This window comes from Klebsiella sp. LTGPAF-6F (assembly GCF_001753185.1).
GTDB lineage: Bacteria > Pseudomonadota > Gammaproteobacteria > Enterobacterales > Enterobacteriaceae > Klebsiella > Klebsiella michiganensis.
On sequence record NZ_CP017450.1, the window covers coordinates 3,614,637 to 3,631,914 of the forward strand.

A 17,278-nucleotide genomic window follows, 5' to 3' on the forward strand; every position below is an offset into this window, starting at 1 on the left:
GAATGTTGTTATTGTGTTTGCGACGTTGGGTTGTGAACCATTTGCTACATTACTAGGTGTACTGCATTGCTGACAAGCGTACAGCTGCATTTACAGCACCATAAAGTGCGTAACCGTTGCGCCGCTCGGTCAGTTCAAAGAAAAAGCGTCCGGCAGAAAACGGGCGGGTATAAAGGTGCAGGAATTCACCGCCGCTTCCGTCACGATCGTAAAGAATTTGATGATTCTTCAGCAGGTTGACCTGAACATCCTCGCCAAAACGGGCCAACAGATCTTCATAGTAGTTCGCCGGGATCGGCAGCGCGTTGACCGCAACCGGTGCCAGGCTGGCGAGCGTGGAGGGTAAATCGTGGCAGGCAAACGCCGCGTGCTGTAAACCTGCTCCCTGATAACAGGCTACCGAACGGGCAATTTGCGTGGCGCGGCTTTGCGAAATATTGAGCGCGAGACGAATGTCGCCCTGCGGACTGCGCACCGCCAGGCTACGCACCAGCCCGTAAGGATCGGGCAGGGTCTGCTCATGTTCGAGCGTAAAGCCGAATACGGTGCGGAAAAAGATGATCCAGTTATCGCGGCTGTCCGCTTCCATGCCGAGGGCCAGATGATCGATACCCCGATAATCGTCGCGCGGCGTGACGTTCGCGCGCAGATGAAAATCGCGGGTGTAGATATCGTCCCCCATCTCAATCAGATAAATAAGGCTGCCGTCCGGGGCGCAAACCGCCGGGATGGGGCTTTCGTTCGGCCCGGCATCGCCCTGCCAGGTGGCGTAGCCTAAGGCGCGGGCGCGTTCCACGATCGCCGCGCTCTGGCTGACGCGCAGCGCCATGGCGCAGAGGGAAACCCCGTGACGCTGGTGAAAATGATCGGCCCAGCTATGCGGCTGGGCGTTAACCACCACCCTCGCCCCGCCGTTGCGCCAGAGGGCGACGCGTTTTGAGCGATGCGTCCCCTCTTCGGCAAAGCCGAGCTGCGTCAGCCTGTGTCCGAGTTCGCCCGCCTGCGCCGGCGTGGCGGCAAACTCGATAAACTCCAGCCCGGCGTAGAGGGGCAGTTCCGCGGAGGAAAACAGCGGCGCCCGGCTTTCCGGCAGCCGCTGACGGACCTGCTCTTCCAGCCACAGCAGCGAGCGATAGCCATCTTTCGCCGTCGCACCGTTGGGAGAAGCCCGGAAGCTGTCGTTAAAAATCTCCAGCGACCAGGGGCCGCAGTAGCCGCGGCGGGTAAGATCGCAGGCAAACTCCACCAGGGGCAGCTGCCCCTGGCCGGGAAAACAGCGGAAGTGACGGCTCCATTCGAGGATATCCATTTTCATCAGCGGCGCGTCGGCCATCTGTACAAAGGTGATTTTTTCCAGCGGCACGTCCGCCAGCTGCGCCAGCGTATCGCCGCGCGCCAGCACGTGGAAACTGTCGAGCACGATGCCCAGCGCCGGGCTATCGACGCTTTTGACCCGCGCCCACGCCTGATGCCAGCGGTTGACGTGGGTACCCCAGGCCAGCGCCTCGTAGCCAATCGTGATGTGTTCCTGCTCCGCCAGCGCAGCAAGGGCGCGTAAGTCGGCGACCTGCAGCTCGACGTCGGCGGAACAGTCCGGCTGAACGTTGCTGCACAGCAGCAGGGTGTCGCAGCCCAGCTCGTGCATAAGCGCAAATTTGCGCCTGGCGCGTTCCATGTTGGCGGCAAACTGGGCGCGGCTGGCGCCTTCAAAATCACGAAATGGTTGAAAAAGCGTGATTTTTAGCCCTAAATCTGCCGCCAGGTGGCGGATATCGGCCGGCGTACCGGTATAATAGAGCAGATCGTTTTCGAAGATTTCGACGCCCTGATAGCCCGCCGCTGCGATGGCATGGAGCTTTTCGGGTAAGGTACCGGAGATCGAGACGGTGGCGATGGAACGCAACATAGAGTCCTCGGGTCATTAGCTGACTTAGTGACCTGAATATGTATCATTTGGTTCAAATGCGCCATGATTGGTTGCAAAATTGTGATCAATATGTGTATTTTTTGCATCTCAAGAAAAGGAGCCGTTATGTCCGTCGTTGCTCATGATGAAGCGCAGTCTCTGAAAGAGCGGATCTTCGCCGCCGCCATTACCGTTTTCGCCGAGCATGGACTGTCAGGCGCGCGGATGGAGCAAATCGCCACCGAAGCGCAGACCACCAAACGCATGGTGGTCTACTACTTCAAGACCAAAGAGCTGCTTTATCAGGCCGTGCTGCAGCACGTCTACGCGAGGATCCGCGAAACCGAGCAGCAGCTCGGGCTGGAAAACGTACCGCCGGTAGAGGCGCTGGTGCAGCTGGTGAAGTGGAGCGTGCGCTATCACGCCACGCACGCTGACTATATGCGGGTGATCTGTATGGAAAACATGCAGCGCGGGAAATGGCTGAAAAATTCAGGTCAGCTGAAACCGCTGAACCGCACCGCCCTGTCGATCCTGGAAGATATTCTTCAGCGCGGGCAGCAGCAAGGGGTGTTTCAGGCAGGGCTGGAAGCGCGCGATGTGCATCGATTAATCAGCAGCTTTAGCTTCTACCAGGTATCAAACTTTTATACGTTCAGCAGCCTCTACCTGGACGATCCGATGCCGGCTATTGATGATGAAGCGATGGTCGCCCATCACTGCGATATTGCCGTCAAGGCGGTTATTCGCTTTGTGATTTCCTGAAGCGCGCGGGAAGCGCCCGGCGGCGGCTAGTTTCCGGAAAGCGCATGGACCACCTTCTCCATCGCTTCCTGCGTCAGCGCGGAACGTTTGATTTTCGGGTTCGCCAGGGCGGTACGCACCACGCCGGCGATAACGATATGCTTTGGCTCCTGACCCAGGTCGCGCATCTCCAGCACGACTTTGCCCACTACGCGGCACATTTCCTGATACAGCGCCTCATCTTTGGCTGTGTTTCCCATTCTATTTCACTCTCAATTTTTCATTATCAATCAAATCATTATTGATATATTTCCTGAGTAAATCAAACCAGCTCCGCGTTTGTGCCTCAGAGACCGCTTTTCCCTGGCAAACTTGTGAATAAACCCGCGTTTCCGCCCTCTTTATCTTGTCAGGTGATGAAAAAATGTGTTGCGCATAAGCGTAGGATTAGTTTGCATTTTGTTAAGTATATAACTATAGAAATGAAACATGGTTTTCATTTTCTTTTTTGGATTTGGCAACGTATAATGCCCAACAAATTCTTATTGAATGGTTTCAGCGCATTGGATTGCATGACTAAACGCATAACACGTTGCCTCTTTTCATGGGCTGAACCGCCAGCACACATTCTTCTGCACGCTCTTTTGTTGTCACCTATCCTTAGAGCGTGGCATAGCAACTTTCGTAATACAGGTTTAACTCTGCGGCAGTGCGCCCACGGAGTCAGATTCCCCATCCCTATCCTTCACAACTTAAAGATTAAACTGTCATGAAAAAGACCAAAATTGTTTGCACCATCGGTCCGAAAACCGAATCCGAAGAGATGTTGACCAAAATGCTGGACGCTGGCATGAACGTTATGCGTCTGAACTTCTCTCACGGTGACTACGCGGAACACGGTCAGCGCATCCAGAACCTGCGCAATGTGATGAGTAAAACCGGTAAGAAAGCGGCAATCCTTCTGGATACCAAAGGTCCGGAAATCCGTACCATTAAGCTGGAAGGCGGCAACGACGTTTCTCTGAAAGCGGGCCAGACCTTTACCTTCACCACCGACAAATCCGTTGTCGGTAATAACGAAATCGTTGCGGTGACCTATGAAGGTTTCACCAGCGACCTGAGCGTCGGCAACACCGTACTGGTTGACGATGGTCTGATCGGTATGGAAGTCACCGCTATCGAAGGCAACAAAGTTGTTTGTAAAGTGCTGAACAACGGCGACCTTGGCGAGAACAAAGGCGTTAACCTGCCGGGCGTGTCTATCGCTCTGCCGGCGCTGGCCGAAAAAGACAAGCAGGACCTGATCTTTGGTTGCGAACAGGGCGTTGACTTTGTTGCGGCCTCCTTTATCCGTAAGCGTTCTGACGTCGTTGAAATCCGCGAGCACCTGAAAGCCCACGGCGGCGAGAAGATCCAGATCATCTCCAAAATTGAAAACCAGGAAGGCCTGAACAACTTCGACGAGATCCTCGAAGCCTCTGACGGCATCATGGTTGCGCGTGGCGACCTGGGCGTTGAAATCCCGGTTGAAGAAGTGATCTTCGCGCAGAAGATGATGATCGAAAAATGTATCCGCGCGCGTAAAGTCGTTATCACCGCGACTCAGATGCTGGATTCTATGATCAAAAACCCGCGTCCGACCCGTGCGGAAGCAGGCGACGTGGCTAACGCCATCCTCGACGGCACCGACGCAGTTATGCTGTCCGGCGAATCCGCAAAAGGTAAATACCCGCTGGAAGCGGTCACCATCATGGCGACCATCTGCGAACGTACCGACCGCGTGATGACCAGCCGTCTTGAATACAACAACGACAACCGTAAGCTGCGCATCACCGAAGCGGTTTGCCGCGGTGCGGTTGAAACGGCTGAAAAACTGGAAGCGCCGCTGATCGTTGTGGCAACCCAGGGCGGTAAATCCGCGCGCGCCGTACGTAAATACTTCCCGGATGCCACCATCCTGGCGCTGACCACCAATGAAACGACCGCGCGTCAGCTGGTGCTGAGCAAAGGCGTTGTGGCGCAGCTGGTTGAAGATATCTCTTCTACCGATGCCTTCTATATCCAGGGTAAAGAGCTGGCGCTGCAGAGCGGCCTGGCGCGTAAAGGCGACGTGGTTGTTATGGTCTCCGGCGCGTTAGTCCCGAGCGGAACCACCAATACCGCTTCCGTGCACGTGCTGTAATAATTTACAGGTTAATTAGTATTTCCTTTAAAAGCGCCTCTTCGGGGCGCTTTTTTTTATTCTGGCACTAGCCGCTATTAATAAAAATGCAAATCGGAATTTACTATTTAATGCGAGATTATCTAAGATGAATCCGATGGAAGCGCGCTGTTTTCACTCGCCTTTTTAAAGTTACGTGATGATTTCGATGCTTCTTTGAGCGAACGATCAAAAATAAGTGCATTCAGGTAAAAAAATATTCTCATCACAAAAAAGTTTGTGTAATACTTGTAACGCTACATGGAGATTAACTCAATCTAGAGGGTATTAATAATGAATCGTACTAAACTGGTACTGGGCGCGGTAATCCTGGGTTCTACTCTGCTGGCTGGTTGCTCCAGCAATGCTAAAATCGATCAGCTGTCTTCTGACGTTCAGACTCTGAACGCTAAAGTTGACCAGCTGAGCAACGACGTGAACGCAATGCGTTCCGACGTTCAGGCTGCTAAAGATGACGCAGCTCGCGCTAACCAGCGTCTGGACAACGCAGCTACTAAATACCGCAAGTAATAGTATCTGTGTAATAAAAATGGCGCACATTGTGCGCCATTTTTTTTGCCTTACCTTTCCCGCCTACTGCACCCTTTTCGCTTCATCTACCGGCGTATTATTCTGTACCGACAGGCTTGACGCGGTGCTTCCGCTAGCCGATACCACCACCGGATATCCTGCCCGCCGGGTCAGCGCGCGTTTAAGCTGCGCCTCATCAACCGCTTTATCCCCCGAGAATTGATGAAACTCCGCCGGAAGCGTATAGGCCATGGTCTGCGCATTGCTGGCCTCATCCGGCGTCAACGGGCGATGAACTTCAACATAGCGCTTACCGTCCGGCTCCACGGCGAACTTGACCGGCTGGTTGATAATCCGTACCGGCGTCCCGCTTTTCACCTGATTGAATAAAGACTGGATATCCGCCGCGTTCATGCGCATACAGCCGGAGCTGACGCGCAGACCCACGCTGTCCGGCGCGCTGGTGCCATGAATCAGATATTCACCGTTACCGTATGCCAGGCGGAGCGCGTAGCGGCCTAGCGGGTTATTCGGCCCTGCGGGCACGACCGGCGGCAGTTTAATCCCCTTCTCCAGCGAACGGGCGCGGATGCCCGCCGTCGGCGTCCAGGTGGGGTTCGGGATTTTCTGCCCTATGCGGGTCGTCATCTCCGGCGTCTCCAGCCCCTGCTGACCAATCCCCAGGGGATAGACCTGCACCTGATTGACGCCCGGCGGGAAGTAGTACAGGCGCAGCTCGGCCAGGTTGACGACGATGCCCTCGCGCGGCACGTCCGGCAGCAGCATCTGCGAAGGTATCAGCACCTGAGTACCCGGTTTAGGCTGCACCGGCGCAATGGTATCGTTCGCTTCAAGGATCAGCATCGCCGCCGTATCAAAACGACGGGCAATCGCCTGCAGGTTGCGGTCACCCTCCTGTACCGTCCAGAACTGGTTCTCACCAATCAGACGACTGTTGGCAGGAGGAAGGGGGTAATCAACGGCCCAGGCGGCGTGGGACGCGCTGAGGGCGCTCAGAAGGGCAATGGTGATAAGAGAAGCGCGTTTCATACTGAGATTCCTTCTTTCGCTGATAAAACGCCAGGCCTGTTATGCACGACGGGAGGCGAGCCTCCCGTCGTGCATAACAGAATGAAATCTACTGTTTTATTCTAGCTAAGATTTGCTGCTTTCGCGCGAATTGCGCGGATCATGGCTTCCAGTCCTTGCGACCGCGAGGGGGTAAGGTGCTGCGTCAGGGCCATTTTTTCAAACCACGGACGCACGTCAAACGCGGTGATATCTTTGGCCGTCATCTGGTCATAGAGGATAAACACCACCGCGATAAGGCCTTTGACGATGGCCGCATCGCTGTCGCCGCGAAGCGCAATCGCGCCGCTCTGCTCCTGCGTCATCACGATCCACACCTGGCTCTGGCAGCCCTGAATGATGTTCTGCGCGGTGTGTTCCTCCGGGCTCAGCGGCGCCAGGCGCTGACCCAGTTCAATAATATAGAGATACTTCTCTTCCCAGTTCGCACAACGGCTAAAGTTGCGCAGCAGTTTGTCTCTGTCCGGTAACGCCGCCATAGTTGCTTCCTTTAGCTTAATAATTTGTGGATCCGCTGTAGCCCCGCCACCAGTCGGTCCACCTCCTCCGTCGTATTGTACATCGCCAGCGATGCCCGGCACATGGCCGGCACGCCGTAGAACGCCATCAGCGGCATGGCGCAGTGGTGCCCGGTCCGCACCGCAATACCGTAGTTATCGAGGAAGCTGCCGACATCATAAGCATGATGTTTGCCGAGATTAAAGGCGATCGCTCCCAGGCGATCTTGCGGGCCGTAAAGGGTTAAATCCGCCACGTTCTCCAGCGCCTGCAGCGCGTAGCGCATCAGGGTCTGTTCATATTCCGCGATGTGCGTCAGCCCCAGCGCGCTGACGTAATCCAGCGCCGCGCCCAGCCCGATGATGCCGCCGGTATTCGGCGTTCCCGCCTCGAAGCGCCACGGCGCTTTTGCCCAGGTCGTGCCTTCCGTCAGGCTGACCGTGGCGATCATCGACCCGCCCCCTTCCCACGGCGCCATCTCCTGCAAAATGTCCTGCTTGACGTAGAGCACGCCGATGCCGGTGGGACCGTACAGCTTGTGGGCGGAGAAGGCGTAAAAGTCGCACTCCAGCGCCTGCACGTCCACCGGATGGTGCATCACCGCCTGCGCGCCGTCCACCAGCACTTTGGCGCCGTGCTGATGGGCCAACGCCGTCAGAGCAGCGATGGGATTTTCGGTTCCCAGCACGTTCGATACCTGGGTAATGGCCAGCAGGCGGGTGCGCTCGTCAAACAGGCCGGGGATCGCATCCAGCTGCAGCGTACCGTCCTGGTTCAGCGGGATCACCCGCAGCTGCGCCCCCACTCTGGCGCACAGCATCTGCCACGGCACGATATTGGCGTGATGCTCCATCGCGCTGACGATGATGTTGTCGCCCGCGCCGACGTTGGCGTTTCCCCAGCTGTTCGCCACGAGGTTAATGCCTTCCGTGGTGCCGCGAACAAACACCAGTTCCTCCGCCGAGCGGGCGTTGAGGAATGTCGCCGCCCGCTGGCGCACCTGCTCCATGCTCGCCGTGGCTTCCGCGCTGAGGGTATGAATGCCGCGATGCACCGCGGCATAGCCGTGGCGGTAAAATTCCGCCTCGGCGTTAATCACCGCTTCCGGCTTCTGCGCGCTGGCGGCGCTGTCGAGGTAGGCCAGCGGCTGGCCATTAACCTCGCGATTGAGAAGCGGGAAATCCGCGCGCACGCGTTCCACAGAAAATGTCATGCCTTACCTCCCGGCAAACGCTGGCCAATACGCGCCAGTATCTGCTGCCTGAGCGCCTCATCGTCGATCGCTTCCGTGAGCTCGGCGGCAAAGGCGTAAAGAATCATCTGCTGCGCCGCCTGCTGCGTAATGCCGCGCGAGCGCAGATAAAACAGCTGTTCGTCATCAATACGCCCGATGGTCGCGCCGTGGCTGCACTTCACGTCGTCAGCGTAAATCTCCAGCTGCGGTTTGGTATCCACTTCGGATAAGCGGCCCAGCAGCAGGTTGTTGTTGGTCATCTGGCCGTCGGTTTTGATCGCATGCTGCGCGACGTTAATCAGGCCATTAAACACCGCCCGCCCTTTATCGTTGACGATGGTTTTATGCAGCTGGCGGCTGTTACAGTACCCGACCTGATGATCGAGCCAGGTGCGACTGTCGCAGACTTCGCCGTTGACCGGCATCGCCAGCGAGTTAATCCGCAGGGTGCTGTTTTCCCCCTTCAGCTGCGTGCTGGTGTGGTGGCGCAGCACCGAGCTACCGAGCAGAAAACTGCTGCTGAAAGCGGAGGCGTCGCGCCCGAGCGCCAGGTCGTTATGGGCAAAGTGGTAGCTTTGCGCGTTCTCAAACGCCAGCTTGATATGCTGCAGGTGGGCGTTATCCGCCACGGTCATCGTCAGCCTTGCGCCGGTAAAGTGGCGCTCATCGTTAAGGCTCAGATAGTGTTCGATGATGGTCGCCTGCGCGCCGCTCTCCAGCGCCAGATGGTGGCGATAGTGGGCGGTGTTCATTTCATCGCTCGCCAGCCCGCGCGTCAGGTGCATAATCAGCAGCGGTTTATCCGGGCGCTGGTTGCGCCTGACCCGAATATGGGTAACGGTGGTCGCCAGGCTTTCGGTCAAATGCAGAAACACTTCGGGCTGAACGGCGTCAGGCAGCTGCTGACGCTCGTTATCCACCTGCACTTCATAGCCGCTGGCGGCCAGATCGTCGCTCAGGCTCGCGCTAAACTGACCGTCGACAAACACCAGCCGCCATGCCTCTACCGGTAGCGCCAGTTCGTCGCGCCGGGCCGCCGTCAGCGTCTGCGGCTGAGCGGCGACAAAGGTCTGATTCAGTAGCGCGTCCAGCGGGGTATATTTCCAGTTTTCGTGTTTACGCGTTGGCAACCCCAGGCGCAGCAGCTGTTGCAGGTGCTGATGCGCCTGCGGGCTGCGCTGCCCGCTTTGGGACTCAAACAGATGGTGCCACTGCTGCAGCGCGTTACTGCTGTTCGGTAAGCCAGCCATAGCCCTGCTCCTCCAGTTGTTTGACCAGAGTAAAATCGCCGGATTTGACGATTCGCCCCTGGTACAGCACGTGGACGTAATCCGGCTTGATATAATCGAGAATGCGCTGATAGTGGGTGACGATAATAAAAGAGCGCTTGCCATCGCGCAGGGAGTTGACGCCGTCAGAGACAATCTTCAGCGCGTCGATATCCAGCCCGGAATCGGACTCGTCCAGGATGCACAGCTCCGGTTCCAGCACCGCCATCTGCAGGATATCGTTGCGCTTTTTCTCGCCGCCGGAGAAGCCGACGTTAACCGAGCGGGTCAGCAGATCCTCCGGCATCTTCAGCAGCTTAATTTTGTCTTCCATCAGGTCCTGGAAGTCAAAACGGTCAAGCTGTTCCTGGCCACGATAGCTGCGCACGGCGTTGAGCGCGGTTTGCAGGAAAAACTGATTGCTGACGCCGGGAATTTCCACCGGATACTGGAAGGCCATGAAGATGCCTTCACCGGCGCGATCTTCAGGGGAGAGTTCCAGTAAATCTTTGCCTTTAAACGCCACGCTGCCGCCGGTCACTTCATAGTCTTCACGTCCGGCCAGCGTAGCGGAGAGCGTACTTTTCCCGGAGCCGTTCGGGCCCATAATGGCGTGCACTTCGCCGGGGCGAACCTCCAGATCCAGCCCGCGCAGGATCGCTTTGTCTTCAACGGCGACCTGCAAATTTTTTATACTTAACATCTTATTTCCTTTGTTATCAGCCGACGCTGTGTTCAAGGCTAATTGCCAGTAATTTTTGCGCTTCTACGGCAAACTCCAGCGGCAGCTCTGAGAAGACGTCTTTACAGAAACCGTTGACGATCATCGAAATCGCATCGTCTTCGCTGATTCCGCGCTGCAGGCAGTAGAACAGCTGATCTTCGCCGATACGGGAGGTGGTCGCTTCGTGCTCCAGCTGCGCGCTGTTGTTGCGGCATTCCACGTACGGGAAGGTATGCGCCCCGCTGTCCGGGCCAATCAGCATGGAGTCACACTGGGTGAAGTTGCGCGCGTTGGTCGCCGTCGGCATGATTTTGACCAGACCGCGATAGCTGTTCTGGCTGTGGCCGGCGGAAATGCCCTTCGAGATAATCGTCGAACGGGTGTTTTTGCCGATATGGATCATCTTGGTGCCGGTGTCCGCCTGCTGATGGCCGCTGGTCAGCGCCACCGAGAAGAACTCGCCTATGGAGTTATCCCCGCGCAGAATGCAGCTCGGATACTTCCAGGTGATCGCCGAGCCGGTTTCCGACTGGGTCCACGACATTTTGCTGTTCTCGCCTTCGCACAGGGCGCGCTTGGTGACGAAGTTGAGGATCCCGCCGGTATTGTTGTCGCCGGGGAACCAGTTTTGCACCGTGGAGTACTTCACCTCGGCGTCTTTATGAATAATCACCTCGACCACCGCCGCGTGCAGCTGGTAGCTATCGCGTACCGGCGCCGAACAGCCTTCGATATAGCTCACGTAGCTGCCTTCGTCGGCGACCAGAATGGTGCGTTCGAACTGGCCGGTTTTTTCCGCGTTGATGCGGAAATAGGTCGACAGCTCCATCGGGCAGCGTACGCCTTTGGGCACATAGATAAAGGTGCCGTCGGACGCCACCGCCGCGTTGAGGGCGGCAAAGAAGTTGTCGTTGCCCGGCACCACGGTGCCGAGGTATTTCTTCACCAGTTCCGGGTGATCGTGGATCGCTTCGCCGAAGGAACAGAAAATAATCCCCTGTTCCGCCAGCTTTTCGCGATAGGTGGTCGCCACCGAAACCGAGTCAAAAATGGCGTCGACGGCCACTTCCCGTCCTTCCCGCACCGGCACGCCGAGAAGGTTAAACGCCTCTTCGACTTCGCTGGTCAGAAACGCGCTGGACCCCGTTTGCTGCAGCGCGCCGGGCTCAGAGGCGCAGGCGTCATCGCAGTTGCCGCAGGAGGGCGCTGAATAATAGCTGTAATCCTGATAGTTCAGCTTGTCGTAGTGCGCCTTCAGCCAGTGCGGCTCTTCCATCGCCTGCCAGGCCTTAAACGCGTTCAGACGAAACTCCAGCATCCATTCTGGCTCATTGCGGCGCGCAGAAATCGCCCTGACCACCTCTTCATTTATGCCTTTCGCCAGCTCATCGGTCCGTAGCTGAGTGAAAAAGCCCTCTTTATAGTTGAGTGGCCCGCCGCTCCAGGTTTTGACATCGTCAGTTGCTTCAGTATTACGAGACATAGTTACTCCGCCTGAACGCCAAAACTTTCGCCGCAGCCGCATTCGTGCTGGGCTTTAGGGTTATGAAATTTGAAGATTTGATTTAAGCCTTCGCGAACGTAATCGAGCTCGGTGCCATCGATAAACGGCATCGCCTGCAGCGGCGCCCACAGCTTCGCGCCATCGCGCTCAAATAACAGATCGTCTTTCGCCGGTTCAGCAATTAGCTCGAGAACGTAGCCAAAGCCGGCGCAGCCGCTGGTTTTAACGCCAAGCCGCAGCCCCTGCATATCCGGCTGTTTGCGGACCAGATCGCGAATATGGGCGGCGGCGGCTGGGGTCATGACCAGCCCACGCCAGCTAAAATCTTCGGGATTGAAAGTTCCTGCATGTGAATTCATCGCTCTACCTCATAGGTTGACGCCATCGGGCCATATCGCTATGTTAGTGATAATGATTATCACTTCAACCCATGCAGAGAAGGGGTATTTCCCCATTCAGTGCTTTTTATAAGCATAGACCCTGACAGAAGAGATATCGGAGATGGAATAAATTGTTCAATCCATTGATTAATAATGCATTTCAGTGCCAGAAAGGTAGAAATTGCAGGAAAGTTAAAATATGCATCGGAAATACCTATTTTTGAGATAGCGAATTTGCGTTGCACAGAACCCGCCGTGAAGGGCAAAAGAGTCACAACCGCGTACTGCGGGTAAAAAGGAGAAATGGCGGACGTTATCTTTCCCGGTCATGAGGCAAAAAGACCGCAATAACCACGAAAATTAAAAGGGCAGCGCCATGGCGGCGATCAAGGCGCTACCGCGTATCGCTAAACGGATGCCCGTTTAATTGTACTGCAGCGTCATGACCACAACGGCACTAATGGTTCCGGGCGTCGCACCGCCTGACACCGATTTTACCGAGGCCTGCATAGCCAGGGTTGCGGTTCTGTCAGCCGCGATATTGTGGGTGATGCTGGAACCCGTTCCCTTAAGCGCGCCGCTGCCCACTTCACTCATCGCTACCGCCACGTTGGTGGCCGTACCGCTATTCAGATAATAGTCAGGACCGGCAAGCGGATCGGGGGTACCGGTGAAGGAGGCCGTTACGCTGCGCGTTCCCGCCGGACAGTTGGTAAACAGCAGGTTAAAGGCCACAGGGTCGGAGGATGACCCGGGCGTGGCCATGTTGGTTGCCTGAATATCGCCCAGATTGACATCGAGGTTGCTGTTTCCCCCATTGAATATACAGGGCGAGGCGACAATATTTCCCGTCACCCCCATCGTCACGCTGTCGGCAGAAAAAACGTTCCAGCACAGCAACGTCAGAATAAGCAATTTTTTATGGCGTATTTTCATTTTTTCACCCGTTACTGGTACGTCAAATTAAGCGTGGCGGTCGCATTTGCCGAGCCGGATTCAACGGAAGTTAAGGTCTGATAATAACGGGCCGTCAACGGCAGCGTTTCTTGCCCGCCCGATGACCGTTTTAATAACAACGGGCTATTGATGGCCAACGGCGCGCCATTATATAAAAGCTGCACGCCAACGCCCTTTGCCGTACCGGCGCTGCCCTGCCCCGTTAATGCCATTACGCTGGTATTGGCGCTGTCGGGATTTTGTACGCCGCTCAGCGAAACGGTGATATTGGTGCCGGCGTTGCAGCTTAACCCCAGATTTTGCGTATTCTGCGCGCCAGCGGGCGTGGTGCCTACCGTCGAGCCGAACGTTGAAGCGGGAATATCGCCAATGATGAAGTTCAACTGAGGCGTAGTGATACTGCAGGCCAGCGCGTTGATTGTCCCATCGGTGAGTGTTGTGGTCAGGCCATCGCGGTAGACGCCGTCGCTGCCCTGGAGCGTCACCACCCCGATCGTTCCCGGCGTTAATGCGCCTGATGACACCTGGCCGGTAACCACGAGCTCAATTCTGCCGCCCCACCACTCCACGTATGAGGCCTGCGCCTCATAGGAAAATGTATTGCTTGGGTTTTCAAAGTAATTCCCGGAAGAGAAGCGAATACCGATACCATCGACATTGGTGGTGTAAACATGATTACCGTAGCTGCTCGGATTCCCACCAAGATACCGCATGCTGAATCCAAGCATTAACGGATTAGTACAACCGGTTAAATAGGAGGTGGTTTTCGTCGCATTCTGAGAAAAAATAACGGTCCCGACCGGCGCATCACGCGGTACGGTAATCGTTCCCACGGACAGAGTGGAGATCTGCGGGGTAATGGTGGTGCAGGTTCCGGCACGCGCGTTATTCCATCCGGCTATCAAGCCGAGCAAAATAACAGAGTAAATCAATCTCATGTTTAACGTTCCTGGTGACAACTGGCGCTAACTTCTGTTATTCCAGCGTAGGTTGATTGTTTCGGCAGGCTGAAATCAGCACGGCACTGTTGGCTGGACTCGCGGCCCCACGTGACGATGATTGCCCCCTGCTCGCGCATTCCGCTTAAAAAAACCTGGCCGCGATCGCCAACGATAAAGCTGCTCTTATTATCATCCGCAAGCGTCACCACCGCCCCGAACGGTACGAAGCGGTTATTGTCGGTTAAGGTCATCAGGACCCTGCGCCCCACTTTGGAAAGATAATCGGCGCGCACCACCGCACCTCGCGTCGGGGTAACCGTGTCGGTGTTTATCTCCAGCTCTACGTCCTCAGGCATATTTTGCGGATCGAGCGTCAGGTCGTTTTTTCGATAGACGGAAATATTGCTGACGACCGTATATCCCCGGTAGTCCGTGCGCGCGCCGGGTTGGTTGCGAATATTCACGCCGTGTGCGCCGGGGGCTTTTATCAGGGCATTGGTTTCACCGAGCGGTTGGGAAAGCGTGATGCCATCGGCGTGGGCGATAACGCCCCCCTGCAGACCATAATTAAGACGCTCGCTGTTTTTGTCGTAGCTATACCCCGCCGTCACTTCGCCGTACGTCCCTTTATAGTCACCGTTCATATTGCCGGTGTAACCCACGCCATCCGTACCGTAACCCTGCTGGACGTTCCAGTTCAGCGAGTTGTTCTCCAGCGCGACGCCGTTCATGCCGATATTATGCGTCGTTCCACCATTCTTGCTGGCGTTCATGCCATAGCTGGCCCACGTTTGCGGGAGGAATTTATCCAACGGTACGCTGACGTTAAACGCCAGCAGCTGGTCGTGGGCGCTGTTATTCGCGCTGTCGTTTGACGTCGCGCTACCATTTTTGCTGTATGTCCAGGTCAGGCCGTAGCTGATATTGCGCCAGTAGTTGTTGTATCCGACGCTCCAGGAAGCCATCGACCTGGCGGAGTTCCAGTAATCTTCCCTCGCCGCGCTGAGGGTTAGCGATCCCAGTTCGCGGCTCAGCGTCTGGCTCATCGTCAGCTCCGCGCGGTTACGCCTGCGGTCCTGCAGCGCTCTGCTGTCTCCATATGAGTCCAGAACTTCCTGCATCCCGTAATAGCCGCTGGTGGAATAGCGGTATCCCGCAATGGAAAAGTTGGTCCCGGTATCGATGAAGTTTTTGCTGTATCGCGCTCGCCAGGATTGGCCGCGCGATTTTTCCGTTTTATCCGGCGTTGACCAGGCCTGCGTGACATCCGTGGAGATAGCGCCTAACGCCCCCATATTTTTACCCACGCCGAATGCCAGCGACTGATATTTGCTTGACTCCTGCAGGCCGCCATAGAGGGTAAAGCCATGACGCAGGCCATAAATGGCGGTAGCCTGCCCGAAAAGGGTTTTATCCACGCTGCTGTTATATGAACGATACTGCCCGCCGGTGATGGCATATTTGAATCGGCCTTCCCGCTGCAGTACCGGCAGCGAGGCGTAGGGCAGCGTGAAGTGCTGTTCGCTGCCATCGGCTTCTTTAATCGTCACGTCGAGATCGCCTGCCCCACCGGTAGGATACATATCCGTGATTTCAAAGGCGCCCGGCGCAACGTAGCTTTGGTAGATCTGGTAGCCGTTCTGGCGCACCACGACCTGCGCATTGGTTCGGGCAATGCCGCGTACCACGGGCGCATAACCCTTAAGAGAATCCGGCAGCATGTCGTCATCGGATGCCAACTGGCCGCCGCGAAACGGCATACTGTCGAACACGTCGGCAGGCGCAGAGCTGTCGCCAACGGTAAGCTGGGCTTTCAGAGGAATAATGGCCCGCTGCGCATAGGTATAAACGGTATCCCATTTATCCTGGCCGGAGGACTCCCGTGACCAGGTGGTATAGTTGCGAAAACGCCAGGGTCCGATATTGATCCCCGGACGCAGGTTCGCATACTGGCTGTCGCTTCTGCCGCCCTGGCCCGTTTTCGCCCGAGTGTTCGCTCCGCTCAGGCTGTAATTGAGCAATGCCGCAGTAATCCCCTCATCCCACATTTCCGGCGGTACATAGCCCCTGGCCGGCAGGTCGATCGCCGCCTGGGGAATACTGATAACCAGCCGCTGGGCGCCAAACTGAAAATCAGCGCTGGCTTGCGGAATAGCCTGGAGATTGGCGCAATCACTATTTTCTACCGACAGCTGGGGAAAAAGTTCGGTTTTCACTCCCCACTGTTTTAATTGTTCCACGCTCAGACAGGGCTGTAATACCTCATTACCACCCCCGTTTTTTGCCATCGAAAAAGGAATATCCCGGGTGTCCATTAACTGGTCATCAAGAATAATATCCACATGGTATGTTCCCGGCGCCTGAGAGCCCGATTCAAAAGCCGATAAATCCGCTTTGCCCACGCCGGGATTATCTAACTCTACCAGTGCCGTATTAAACGAATCACTGGCATACAGTTCCGGAGAGAAACCGGTTAACGCTATGGCGATAAGCGTAGCCAGACGAGCAGGTCGCAACTTATTATTTTTTATTGTCATCGCTATTACCTATTTAACGCTGGGCTTGCCATTTACTCTGGGATTACAAACTGGCTTGATGTGACGGACCGGGGCTGCCGTAGTCATTAATAATTTTAAATGTCAGGGCATTGCCGGAGGCCCCGTCCGGCATGCGGAATCGGGTGGTCGAACCCGGCATGACGTAGGTCACCTGGGCAAGCATTTTTCCGCCCACGGTAATTTCATTGAAATTAATGACGTAAGGCGTTGGGTTATTAACCTGAAGTTCATTGCCGCTTCTTTGCCAGGTGAGTTTATTCGCCTGTTCCTCCGGCGTTGAGGCGCGAAGCGTAACGGGACGGTAAATTAGCTTGATGCGCGTTTTTACGGCAATTTGCAGGGAGTTCATCTGCTTTGATGCCGAGGGAATCGCTTTAATATTTATCCAGAATAAACTTTCTTTGGCCTGAGGCAGTGAACCTGTCGCGACAATTCGCTCAATATTTTTTTGTCCGCTGTCGAGGCGATACATCGGCGGCGTAATAATAAAAGGCGCTTTACCAGAACCAACGTCTTGATCATCTATCCATGACTGAATTAAATAAGGTGTCGCATCAGGATTATTAACGCTGATTGACGCTTCTTTTTTTGCACCATCGAAAATGATCCGCGTGCCGCCGATAATCACCCCGGCAGTAGCGCTTGCCTGCACCAGCGTTAACATTGTTATCGCCAGGCTAATTGTTCTGATAAAACGCATTTTATACCTCTTAAAACAAAGGGGCCGGGCCGGCCCCCTACTGA

At 55.8% G+C, this 17,278-nt stretch carries 17 protein-coding genes; 4 read left to right on the top strand and 13 right to left on the bottom strand.

Annotated elements, in window-relative coordinates; genetic code table 11:
- Nucleotides 1-52: 52 nt before the first annotated feature.
- Entirely contained in the window at nucleotides 53-1,906 is a 1,854-nt protein-coding gene (locus tag BJF97_RS16890) for a bifunctional sugar phosphate isomerase/epimerase/4-hydroxyphenylpyruvate dioxygenase family protein (RefSeq protein ID WP_032694059.1), read from the bottom strand.
- 126 nt (nucleotides 1,907-2,032) lie between these two features.
- On the opposite strand from BJF97_RS16890, the gene BJF97_RS16895 reads away from it, so the two are divergent.
- Nucleotides 2,033-2,671 (top strand): TetR/AcrR family transcriptional regulator, encoded by a 639-nt coding sequence (locus tag BJF97_RS16895; protein ID WP_032694060.1) that lies wholly within the window; start codon nucleotides 2,033-2,035, stop codon nucleotides 2,669-2,671.
- Nucleotides 2,672-2,697: 26 nt separating this feature from the next.
- Here BJF97_RS16895 and fumD read toward each other — a convergent pair whose 3' ends face one another.
- Complete coding sequence (fumD, locus tag BJF97_RS16900; protein WP_004851729.1) at nucleotides 2,698-2,910, bottom strand: fumarate hydratase FumD; 213 nt, start codon at nucleotides 2,908-2,910, stop codon at nucleotides 2,698-2,700.
- Nucleotides 2,911-3,222: 312 nt separating this feature from the next.
- Between fumD and ynhH the strand changes: the two genes are divergently transcribed.
- The 3 genes from ynhH to lpp all read left to right on the top strand — a co-directional run bounded on the left by ynhH (nucleotide 3,223) and on the right by lpp (nucleotide 5,381).
- Entirely contained in the window at nucleotides 3,223-3,423 is a 201-nt protein-coding gene (gene ynhH, locus BJF97_RS35690; protein ID WP_418772212.1) for a protein YnhH, read from the top strand.
- Nucleotides 3,420-4,832 (top strand): pyruvate kinase PykF, encoded by a 1,413-nt coding sequence (pykF, locus tag BJF97_RS16905; protein ID WP_004119183.1) that lies wholly within the window; start codon nucleotides 3,420-3,422, stop codon nucleotides 4,830-4,832. The genes ynhH and pykF overlap by 4 nt, the downstream gene beginning before the upstream one ends.
- Nucleotides 4,833-5,144: 312 nt before the next feature.
- A complete protein-coding gene (gene lpp / locus BJF97_RS16910; protein WP_003029373.1) occupies nucleotides 5,145-5,381 on the top strand; it encodes a murein lipoprotein Lpp in 237 nt (78 codons plus the stop codon).
- Between the two features lie 63 nt (nucleotides 5,382-5,444).
- On the opposite strand, the gene ldtE is transcribed toward lpp, so the two are convergent.
- From ldtE to BJF97_RS16965, 11 genes are all read right to left on the bottom strand, one after another.
- Entirely contained in the window at nucleotides 5,445-6,431 is a 987-nt protein-coding gene (gene ldtE / locus BJF97_RS16915) for a L,D-transpeptidase LdtE (RefSeq protein WP_004851735.1), read from the bottom strand.
- A 101-nt stretch (nucleotides 6,432-6,532) separates the two neighbouring features.
- The gene (gene sufE, locus BJF97_RS16920; protein ID WP_004851737.1) at nucleotides 6,533-6,949 is read right to left on the bottom strand and encodes a cysteine desulfuration protein SufE; all 417 of its coding nucleotides are present in this window, start codon (nucleotides 6,947-6,949) and stop codon (nucleotides 6,533-6,535) included.
- 11 nt (nucleotides 6,950-6,960) lie between these two features.
- Nucleotides 6,961-8,181, bottom strand: coding sequence for a cysteine desulfurase SufS (gene sufS / locus BJF97_RS16925; protein ID WP_032694061.1), 1,221 nt, complete (start codon nucleotides 8,179-8,181; stop codon nucleotides 6,961-6,963).
- Nucleotides 8,178-9,452, bottom strand: coding sequence for a Fe-S cluster assembly protein SufD (sufD, locus tag BJF97_RS16930; RefSeq protein ID WP_014229710.1), 1,275 nt, complete (start codon nucleotides 9,450-9,452; stop codon nucleotides 8,178-8,180). Before sufD ends, sufS begins: the two co-directional genes overlap by 4 nt.
- Complete coding sequence (gene sufC / locus BJF97_RS16935; protein ID WP_004851743.1) at nucleotides 9,427-10,173, bottom strand: Fe-S cluster assembly ATPase SufC; 747 nt, start codon at nucleotides 10,171-10,173, stop codon at nucleotides 9,427-9,429. Before sufC ends, sufD begins: the two co-directional genes overlap by 26 nt.
- Before the next feature lie 16 nt (nucleotides 10,174-10,189).
- Nucleotides 10,190-11,677: a Fe-S cluster assembly protein SufB gene (gene sufB, locus BJF97_RS16940; RefSeq protein WP_014229711.1), complete on the bottom strand. Its 1,488-nt coding sequence runs from the start codon at nucleotides 11,675-11,677 to the stop codon at nucleotides 10,190-10,192.
- A 2-nt stretch (nucleotides 11,678-11,679) separates the two neighbouring features.
- Complete coding sequence (sufA, locus tag BJF97_RS16945) at nucleotides 11,680-12,057, bottom strand: Fe-S cluster assembly scaffold SufA (RefSeq protein ID WP_004119171.1); 378 nt, start codon at nucleotides 12,055-12,057, stop codon at nucleotides 11,680-11,682.
- 444 nt (nucleotides 12,058-12,501) lie between these two features.
- Nucleotides 12,502-13,014: a fimbrial protein gene (locus BJF97_RS16950; protein ID WP_032694062.1), complete on the bottom strand. Its 513-nt coding sequence runs from the start codon at nucleotides 13,012-13,014 to the stop codon at nucleotides 12,502-12,504.
- Between the two features lie 11 nt (nucleotides 13,015-13,025).
- The gene (locus tag BJF97_RS16955; RefSeq protein WP_014229713.1) at nucleotides 13,026-13,973 is read right to left on the bottom strand and encodes a fimbrial protein; all 948 of its coding nucleotides are present in this window, start codon (nucleotides 13,971-13,973) and stop codon (nucleotides 13,026-13,028) included.
- A gap of 2 nt (nucleotides 13,974-13,975) precedes the next feature.
- Entirely contained in the window at nucleotides 13,976-16,513 is a 2,538-nt protein-coding gene (locus BJF97_RS16960; protein WP_032694063.1) for a fimbria/pilus outer membrane usher protein, read from the bottom strand.
- Between the two features lie 43 nt (nucleotides 16,514-16,556).
- Nucleotides 16,557-17,234, bottom strand: a complete 678-nt coding sequence (locus BJF97_RS16965; protein ID WP_032694064.1) for a fimbrial biogenesis chaperone — start codon at nucleotides 17,232-17,234, stop codon at nucleotides 16,557-16,559.
- Nucleotides 17,235-17,278 lie beyond the last annotated feature (44 nt).